An 8457-nucleotide genomic window follows, 5' to 3' on the forward strand; every position below is an offset into this window, starting at 1 on the left:
CCACCTCGAACACCGGCTCACCCGTCACCGGACTACGCTTGACGAACCGCCGCCCACCCCCGACGAACTCACCACCGACGAAGTTGCGCAGCAGCCCCGGGCCGTCGGGCGTCTGCCCGGTCATCAGCCGGGGATCCCAGGTGACGGTCATCGACGCCTCCCTCGGTTGATCGCCACACCGACGGCGCCGGCCAGCAGCGCCGCCGCGCCGGCGGCGACCGCCCCGAGCACCCGGTGCTGTTGACGGACCCGGCGGCGCACCTCGGCGTACGGGGTGGTCGAGAAGGACACCAGCTCGTAGCGGGAGACGTACCGGCCCGGCAGCACCCGCTCCAGCGTGTGCTCGACCTTCCGGCCGGCCTGGAACAGTGGTGAGGCGACCTTGTCCCGCATCTCCACGAAGTTCGCCAGCGCCATCTGCGCGATCGCCTCGGCGTTCTCCTGCCGCCGCTGCTGGAACAGCGGCAGCGCCTCCGCCCAGTCGTCGGCGCACTCGTCCAGGCAGCGGTCCAGCTCGACCACGTCCTCGAAGGCGCAGTTCGCGCCCTGGCCGTAGAACGGGACGATGGCGTGCGCCGCGTCGCCGAGCAGGCCGACCTTCCCGTACGCCTGCCAGGGCGTGCAGCGGACGGTGCCGAGCACGCCCACCGGGTTGTGCTGGTAGTCGTCGACCAGACCCGGGGCGAGCGGCGGCAGGTCGGGGTAGTGCTCGGCGAAGTGCCGCTCGATGGCCGCTGGGCTGCCCAGCGAGGCGAAGCTGGCGGTGCCGTGGGTGGGCCAGAAGAGCGTGCAGGTGAAGGAGCGGTCCGGGTTCGGCAGCGCGATCATCATCGAGGTGCCGCGCGGCCAGATGTGCAGCGCCTCCGGGTCGAGGGCGAAGTCCCCGCCCAGCGGCGGGATCGTCAGCTCCTTGTAGCCGTAGTCGAGGAAGTCCACGCTCTCGCTCAGCAGCCCGTACGCCAGCAGCTGCCCGCGCACCGCCGAGCCGGCGCCGTCGGCGCCGAGGACGACCGACGCGGTGGCCGCGACCGTGCCCCGCGGGGTCTCAAAGGTCATCTCGCCGCTGGTCGGGTCGAGCCCGACGAGCCGGTGGTCGAAGGCGACCCGCACCCCGGGCAGGCTGGTGGCCGCGTCCAGCAGGGCGTTGTTCAGCGCGCCCCGGCTGATCGAGTTGATCGCCCGGTCGCCGGAGGCGCTGTACGACTGGAACTGCGCCTCGCCGTCGACGGGGTGGATCATCCGGCCGCGCATCGGCAGCCCGTCGGCCAGCACCTGCTCGTCCAGGCCGATGCGGCGCAGCGCGTCCAGGCCCCGCTCGGAGAGCGCCAGGTTGATGGAGCGTCCCCGCTCCACCGTGCCGGTACGCGGGTCGGGCCGCCGCTCGTAGAGCGCCACCGGGTAGCCGCGGCGGGCCAGGAAGCAGGCCAGCAGGCAGCCAGCCAGACCGGCGCCGACCACCGCGATCTCGTTCCGCTCGTCGGTCATGAGTTCACCTCCACCGTGACGGCCAGCGCCTCGGCGGCCCGCCAGCACTCGTGGAACGTGGAATAGAGCGGCACCGGGGCGAACCGGATGACGTCCGGCTCCCGCGCGTCGGCGATCACGCCGTGCTCGTGCCGCAGCCGCTTGGCCAGCCCGGCCGCGCTGCCCGCGCCGATGCGCACCGAGAGCTGGCAGCCGCGCCGCTCCGGCTCGCGCGGGGTGACCACGCTCAGCGGACGGTTCGCGGTGACCTCGTCGAGCAGCCCCGCCAGGTAGCCGGTGAGCCGGACGCTGCGCTCCCGCAGCGCGGGCATCCCGACGGCGTCGAAGAGCTCCAGCGAGGTACGCACCGGGCCCATCGCGAAGATCGGCGGGTTGGAGATCTGCCACGCCTCGACGGTGGCCGGTGGCCGGGAGACCGGGGTCATCTCGAACCGGGTCGCCGCCTCCGTGCTCCACCAGCCCTCGAAGCGGGGCAGGCCCGCGTCGCCGAGGTGCCGCTCGTGCACGAAGACGCCGGCCAGCGCGCCGGGCCCCGAGTTCAGGTACTTGTAGGAGCACCAGGCCGCGAAGTCGACGTCCCAGTCGTGCAGCGCGAGCGGGACGTTGCCTGCGGCGTGCGCCAGGTCCCAGCCGACGACGGCCCCCGCCGCGCGGCCGGCGGCGGTGATCGCCGGGATGTCCATCAGCTCGCCGGTGAGGTAGTTGACGCCGCCGAGCAGCACCAGCGCCACCGTGTCGCCCTCGGCGGCCAGGTAGGCGGTCACGTCCTCCGTGCGCAGGGTGTCCTCGCCGGCGCGCGGGCGCAGCCGGACGACCGTGGTGTCCGGGTCGAGGCCGTGGAAGCGGGCCTGGCTGCGCACGGCGTAACTGTCCGAGGGGAAGGCGCTGTCCTCGATGACGATCCTGGTCCGCGCCCCGGCCGGCCGGTAGAAGCTGACCATCAGCAGGTGCAGGTTGACCGTCAGGGAGTTCATCACCACGACCTCCGCCGGCGTGGCGCCGACCAGTCGCGCGGCCGGCGCCGTCAGCAGTTCGTGGTACGGCAGCCAGGGGCGCTCGGCCTCCAGGTGGCCCTCGACGCCGAGGCGGCTCCACGACTCGAGGTCGGCGAGGAGTTCCTCGCGGGTGGCCCGGGGCTGCAGGCCGAGGGAGTTGCCGGCCAGGTAGGCGGCCTCGGGGTACCGGCCGCCGTCGGCCGGCGGCACGTGGAACAGGTGGCGGTGCCCGGGATCGGCGGCGTCGAGGCGGCGCGCCTCGGCCTCACCGGCGGCGAAACCGGACGGGTCGGATGTGGGGGTGGTCATGGGGTCGTCTCGCTCTCGGGTCACATCGCTGTCCGGGCCGACCACAGCTCGGGGAAGACCACCCGGGCCATGCTGCGCTGCAACCACGCCAGTCCGGCGGAGCCGCCGCTGCCGACCTTGGCGCCCATTGTGCGCTGCACCGCCTTGACGTGGTGCTGCCGCCAGTCGCCGAACTGCTCGGCGACCTCGGCCAGCGCCTCGCCCAGCATCCGCAGGTGGTTCTCCGGTCCGGGCTCGGCGTAGATGCGCACCCAGGCCGCCTCCACGGCGGCGTGCGGCTGGTGCTCGGCGGCGACGTCCCGCTCGAGCAGGTCGGCGGGAAGATCGTGGCCGTGCCGGGCCAGCAGGGCGAGCACGTCGTCCCAGAGGCTCGGGGCGGCCAGGGTGGCCCGCAGGTCGGCGTACACGTCGGTCTGCCGGCGGAACGGCCGGATCAGCGTCTCGTCGCGCAGGCCGAGCAGGAACTCCAGGTGGCGGTACATCGCCGACTGGAAGCCGGAGCCCTCGCCCAGCAGGTTGCGGAACCGGTTGAAGTCGGCCGGGGTCATCCAGCGCAGCCCCTTCCAGGCCGCGTTCAGCCCCTCCAGGTGCAGCGCGGCGCGGCGCAGCGGGGCCAGCGCGTCCCACACCCGGTCGGCTCGCAGCAGCCGCTGCGCCTCGCGCAACTCGTGGCAGGTGAGCTTGAAGTACAGCTCCATGATCTGGCTGACCATCAGGAAGGACATCTCGCCGGGGTCGTCGCTCAGCGGCTGCTGCAACCGGTGCAGCGTGCTGGCGTGCACGTACGCGTCGTACGGCACCCGCTCGGCGAACTCCAGCGTCGGCTCGCCGCCGTTGCGGGCGGCACGCGCGGCGCGCTGCCGGGGGGTCGCCGGGCGCACCGCCGCCTGGGCGGGTACCCGCAGGTCCGTCTGCTCCACCGGGTGGCCTCCCTCTGCCTCGTCACCCGGCACGACCGACGGTCGGTCGTTTCACGGGTAACCGACATGATCTCTCGGCGGAACCCCCGGATGGAATGCCGGATCAACGGCACTCACCACCTCTGACCTGCGGCGCGGAAGGCATGAGTCGGATTCGGGTTTAAGGAAGTAAGGTCGCCGCATGGACGACATGGACTGGGCGCTGCTGCGGGAGCTGCAGGCCGACGCGCGCCTCTCCTTCAGCGAGCTCTCCCGGCGGGTGCACCTGTCGCCGCCGGCCGTGGCCGAGCGGGTACGCCGGCTGGAGGAGTCGGGCGTGATCACCGGCTACCACGCCCACGTCGACCTGACCCGGGCCGGCCGCACCGTGGTCGCGCTGATCCGGATGTCCTGTTACGGATCGCGGTGCATCCTGCACGACCCGGACGTCGCGGGCTGGCCCGAGATCCTGGAGATCCACCGCATCACCGGCGACGCGTGCAGCATGCTCAGGGTGGCCGCCGGGTCGATCGGTGACTTCGAGGCGGTCATCGACAGACTCGCCCCGTACGGCCAGCCGTCCAGCACGATGGTGCTCTCCACCCCGCTGCAGTGGCAGCCCGTCACCCCGCTGCCCCCCGCCCACCCGCAGCGCTGACCGCCCCCGGGTTTGCCCCCCGGCCAGCGGGAAAGCAGGCCCTGTTGCCCGGGGAGGATTCCGGTGTTCGTCACCGGAAGGGGGGATCATGCCGGTGCTCACAGCGTTCCAACGTGCCCTGACCCGCGCCCTGACCGTGTTGGGTCTGGTCGGGGCGTTCGTCCTGACGACCGTCGCGCCCGCGTGGGCGGGGGAGAACACCTTCGTCGAGGTGGTGCCCAACAGCGCGCAGGCCGGCACCCGGGTCAGCATCCGGGCCGGCTGCGACAACGCCAACGACCGCCAGGCCGACGTGCACTCCGACGCCTTCGGGCGGTTGGTGCTGCGGCCGGACAACGGCTTCCTGACCGGCCAGGTCACCATCCCGGGCAGCAAGGAGCCCGGCGACTACCCGGTGAACCTGCGCTGCGACAACGGCAGGACCGCGACCACCACCCTGACGGTGCTGAACATGGAGCAGCCCAGCAAGGGCCCGGCCACCGGGGGCGGCGGTACGGCCGGCGCCCCGGGCACCGGCTCGATGCTGATGATCGGTGGTCTCGCGGTGGTGGCGCTGGCCGTGGGCTTCGGCTTCTTCGGCAGCCGCCGGACCGGGGCCGGTTCCTGACCCGCCGTCGCCATGGCCGGCTCACCGAGGCGTACCAGGCGATCCGGTCCGGGCCGGGTCCGGACGAGCACCCGGCGGGCGCTGCGGGCGTCCCGCCGGGCGGCGGCCGCCACCGCCCGTCGACTGCGGCGGGTGGCCGGGGAGGCGGTGTGGGCGAGCGTCGCCACCACCGATCCGGCCGCCGGACCGCTACCCGCCCGGCCCCGGTACCGCGGCGTCCCGGCCGGCCGCCGCAGATCGCTCGCCGGTCGCGGCCCCGGCCTGCCGGTCCTGGTGATCGGCACGCTGATGGCGCTGATCGTCACGATGCTCGGCGTGGAGCGGATCGCGGGCGTGAGCGTGCTGCCGGACCGGTTCCTCGCGGGGCTGCGGCCGGCGCCGAAGAAGTTCCCGGTGCTGCCCGCCAGCCGTCCCGTCGGCATCGCCATCGACCCGATCGACGTGCGGGCGCCCGTGCACGGCGTCGGCATCGCCCCGGACGGCAGCATCGCCGTGCCCGACGCGGCCCGCGCCCAGGAGGCCGGCTGGTACGACCGGGGACCCACCCCCGGCCAGTACGGCCCCTCGGTGATCGTCGGGCACGTCGACACGAGCAGCGGGCCGGCGGTCTTCCACCGGCTGCGGGACCTGCGGGACGGCGACCGGATCGAGATCGCCCGGCAGGACCGCTCGGTGGCGGTCTTCGAGGTGGACTCCGTCGAGCGCTTCGACAAGGACCGGCTGCCGGTCGACGAGGTCTACGGGGACTTCAGCCGCCCCCGGCTGCGCCTGATCACCTGCGGCGGGCGCTGGGTGGGCGGACAGACCGGTTACGCCGACAACGTCGTGGTCTTCGCGTCCCTGGTCCGCGCCCGCACGACGTGACCGGCGGGCGGACGGCCGGGTCAGGCGGCCTCGGGCTCGCGCAGGTCGAGCCAGTCGGCCCAGCGGGGGTCCGGCGCCCGGTGGCCGAGCACCCGCCAGGCGGTGCCCCTCGGGGCCGCCGGCAGCGCGTGCAGCCGCCAGCCCAGCTCGGCCGGCGTCTTGTCTCCTTTGGTGTGGTTGCACCGGGCGCAGGCCGCGACGACGTTCTCCCAGGCGTGCCGGCCGCCCCTGCTGCGGGGGAAGACGTGGTCGATGGTCTCGGCGGGCCCCCGGCAGTAGGCGCAGCGCCAGCCGTCCCGGGCGAAGATGGCGCGACGGGAGAGCCCGACATGGGTGCGGTAGGGCACCCGGACGAAGCGGGTGAGCCGGACGACGGACGGCACCGGCAGCGCGTCGCGGGCGCTGTGCAGGATGCCGTCGCCGTCGGCGACACAGACCGCCTTGGCGGAGAGCACGAGAATGGCGGCACGACGCACCGACACGACGCACAGCGGCTCGTAGGTGGCGTTGAGGACCAGCGCACCGGAGCCCACCGTGGGTCGTATGTCAGGCATCGCGTTCACCCTCCCGGTTCAGCGGCCCCTGCTCGCCACCGCCGACCGGGAACGGGCACGGCGACCCACCACGGCCGACGCCGGCCGGATCACCGACGTCCGTGCGCCCATCGTCCCTGATCGGCCCCCGGATTGCACGCACTAATGTGACAAGCCAAGTGGGCATCACCCGGAAACGGGCAGATCTGGCCCCTGAGCAGGGCGGGACCCATCAGCACCTCTCGACGTTCCACACCCGTTTTCGATCTCGGTTGTGCCGGATCCGCGCCCGATGATCTTAGATTTGCATTGATCTCCGTAAACTTGATCAAGCCAAATAAAGATCATTAGAGCGCCTGACGTGAAGCGGGAAGCCCTCTCCAAGCGGGCTTTGGGCCGACACCTCCGTTGCCATCCTCCTCAACGGCGTCCGACTCAAGACCGTGCCCTCCCAGCTCACCCCCACCCACCTGCGTCAACTCCTCGCCGGCGGCGGCCGCCCCGCCGGACCGCCCCCGGTCACCGCCGGCCAGCTCAAGCCGGGGCTCCAATCGAGGTCGACCGTCTCGTCAACGCCATCGGCCTGGTCAGCCTCGCCGGCCGGCAAACCCCATCGCCTACCACCTCGCCGGCCGACGCGTCACCATCCGCCTCGACCACGGCGTTCTGCACCTCCTCGACGCCGACCGGGCCCTGCTGCGCAGCCTGCCCAACCCGCTCACCGCACAAGAGCAGGCCCGCATCCGCGACGCCCGCCCCGCCGGCCCGACGCCCGCTCCCCCATCCGAACCACAACGCGTCGAGCGACGCGTCAGCAGCCGCGGCGTCCTCGTCCTCGCCGGCCAGAAGATCCGCGTCGGCATCGGCCACGCCGGTCGAACCCTGACCGTCGAAGACGCCGACACCACCTTCCGCGTCCACGACGGCGACCAGCTCCTCACCGAGGTGCCTCGCACGACCACCAAGCCCATTGCCCGTTCAAGGTCCGCAAGCCCGAGCCTCCACGACAACGTCGGATAGCCTGCAACGACCGCGACGACCACGGAGCCCGACCATGAAGCTGCCGCCCGGAGCCACCGGCTTCAACCCGCCACCCGGCGCCCAAGCGGACCTCGAAGCCTTCACCGCCGTCTGTCACCACGCCGCCCGTACCATCGACGCCACCGTCACCGGCGTCGCTCCCGCCAGCGTCACGCCGAACTTCCACACGGTCGATATCGCCCACGCTCAGCACCACATCGCGGTGCTGCGACACACCACCCTGCCGTTCATCGCCCTCGCCCGCCCCCACGCCAACGGCGACGTCATGGTGACGTTCGTCGACCACCCCGACCTCGCCAGCGCCCTCACCAACCTGACCGACGCCCAGGCCCTCACCGCCGAGCAGCTACAGACCTCCCTGTCACAGGTCGACCTGAGCGCCCTCAGCCCGCACGAACACGACCAGATCAACTACTGGAAACCGACCACGGTCGGCGAGTTGCTGTTCAACTTCTGGGACTGAACACCAGTAGCCTGAGACAAGGAACAACCAAGATCGCCCTAGCCGGACGTGTCACGGATCAAGTGACAACGATCCGTGACGCATCAAGTGGAGCCCGACATACGCTCCAGCCATATGTCCGACTCCGGTTGATGGTTGACATTGCCGGGGAGTGTGGATCTAACGGTGTTTCCGGCCTGACCCATCGGGCGTTGTGCCTGGTGAGGAGGATGCCGTGATGACCGCGACACTGAACGACCCGACCGGACGTAAGAAGCGAGCGCGAACCTCGTCGCGTTCCTGTGCTCACCCGACGGGGGCTGGATCAACGGCCAACTCTTACACAGCGACGGCGGCATCTCCTGACCAGGACGCTGCCCCTTGAAGACGGCAGGGCGTCAAGAGTCCTCCGAGGCCGCTTCGTCAAGCATCATGTGAGACCAGGCATACGCTCCAGCCATACCGGAGCAGAGGGCCAGCGTGTCACGGCCGATCTCGCATACACCGCTCGATGGAAATTGCCGCTGCACCAATGAGCCATTTTCATCGTGACCGAGGCATGCTGAGCAGGTAGGCGGCGGTGTGTCGCTGCTCCAGATAGGACGAAGCTCCCGGTAGGACAGC

The 8457-nt window shown here is 71.9% G+C and carries 9 protein-coding genes; 4 read left to right on the forward strand and 5 right to left on the reverse strand.

Annotated elements, in window-relative coordinates:
* Positions 1-147 precede the first annotated feature (147 nt).
* Genes V6U77_RS29080 through V6U77_RS29090 form a run of 3 tightly spaced genes read right to left on the reverse strand, consistent with a single transcriptional unit; the run spans position 148 to position 3709 of the window.
* Positions 148-1485, reverse strand: coding sequence for an FAD-dependent oxidoreductase (locus V6U77_RS29080; protein ID WP_334609948.1), 1338 nt, complete (start codon positions 1483-1485; stop codon positions 148-150).
* A complete protein-coding gene (gene kynU, locus V6U77_RS29085) occupies positions 1482-2789 on the reverse strand; it encodes a kynureninase (RefSeq protein ID WP_334609949.1) in 1308 nt (435 codons plus the stop codon). The genes V6U77_RS29080 and kynU overlap by 4 nt, the downstream gene beginning before the upstream one ends.
* Positions 2790-2809: 20 nt before the next feature.
* Positions 2810-3709 carry a tryptophan 2,3-dioxygenase gene (locus V6U77_RS29090; protein WP_334609950.1) on the reverse strand — a complete coding sequence of 300 codons (900 nt, stop codon included), beginning with the start codon at positions 3707-3709 and terminating at the stop codon, positions 2810-2812.
* 181 nt (positions 3710-3890) lie between these two features.
* On the opposite strand from V6U77_RS29090, the gene V6U77_RS29095 reads away from it, so the two are divergent.
* The 3 genes from V6U77_RS29095 (at position 3891) to V6U77_RS29105 (ending at position 5817) form a co-directional block, all read left to right on the forward strand.
* Positions 3891-4346, forward strand: coding sequence for an Lrp/AsnC family transcriptional regulator (locus tag V6U77_RS29095; RefSeq protein WP_334609951.1), 456 nt, complete (start codon positions 3891-3893; stop codon positions 4344-4346).
* An 88-nt stretch (positions 4347-4434) separates the two neighbouring features.
* Positions 4435-4953: a hypothetical protein gene (locus V6U77_RS29100; RefSeq protein WP_334609952.1), complete on the forward strand. Its 519-nt coding sequence runs from the start codon at positions 4435-4437 to the stop codon at positions 4951-4953.
* 12 nt (positions 4954-4965) lie between these two features.
* Positions 4966-5817, forward strand: coding sequence for a class F sortase (locus V6U77_RS29105; protein WP_334609953.1), 852 nt, complete (start codon positions 4966-4968; stop codon positions 5815-5817).
* 20 nt (positions 5818-5837) lie between these two features.
* Here V6U77_RS29105 and V6U77_RS29110 read toward each other — a convergent pair whose 3' ends face one another.
* Entirely contained in the window at positions 5838-6371 is a 534-nt protein-coding gene (locus V6U77_RS29110; RefSeq protein ID WP_334609954.1) for an HNH endonuclease, read from the reverse strand.
* Positions 6372-6884: 513 nt separating this feature from the next.
* Positions 6885-7271 (reverse strand): hypothetical protein, encoded by a 387-nt coding sequence (locus tag V6U77_RS29115; protein ID WP_334609955.1) that lies wholly within the window; start codon positions 7269-7271, stop codon positions 6885-6887.
* Positions 7272-7404: 133 nt separating this feature from the next.
* Here V6U77_RS29115 and V6U77_RS29120 point away from each other — a divergent pair, with 133 nt between their 5' ends.
* Complete coding sequence (locus tag V6U77_RS29120; protein WP_334609956.1) at positions 7405-7854, forward strand: hypothetical protein; 450 nt, start codon at positions 7405-7407, stop codon at positions 7852-7854.
* The last annotated feature ends 603 nt before the right edge of the window (positions 7855-8457 follow it).

The sequence above is a fragment of the Micromonospora sp. CPCC 205546 genome (genome assembly GCF_036902715.1).
Classification (GTDB): Bacteria; Actinomycetota; Actinomycetes; order Mycobacteriales; family Micromonosporaceae; genus Micromonospora.

Coding starts and splice junctions, on each gene's coding strand:
- V6U77_RS29080 (WP_334609948.1), bottom strand. CDS start 1,485: ATGACCGACGAGCGGAACGAGATCGCGGTGGTCGGCGCCGGTCTGGCT.
- kynU (WP_334609949.1), bottom strand. CDS start 2,789: ATGACCACCCCCACATCCGACCCGTCCGGTTTCGCCGCCGGTGAGGCC.
- V6U77_RS29095 (WP_334609951.1), top strand. CDS start 3,891: ATGGACGACATGGACTGGGCGCTGCTGCGGGAGCTGCAGGCCGACGCG.
- V6U77_RS29100 (WP_334609952.1), top strand. CDS start 4,435: ATGCCGGTGCTCACAGCGTTCCAACGTGCCCTGACCCGCGCCCTGACC.
- V6U77_RS29105 (WP_334609953.1), top strand. CDS start 4,966: ATGGCCGGCTCACCGAGGCGTACCAGGCGATCCGGTCCGGGCCGGGTC.
- V6U77_RS29110 (WP_334609954.1), bottom strand. CDS start 6,371: ATGCCTGACATACGACCCACGGTGGGCTCCGGTGCGCTGGTCCTCAAC.
- V6U77_RS29120 (WP_334609956.1), top strand. CDS start 7,405: ATGAAGCTGCCGCCCGGAGCCACCGGCTTCAACCCGCCACCCGGCGCC.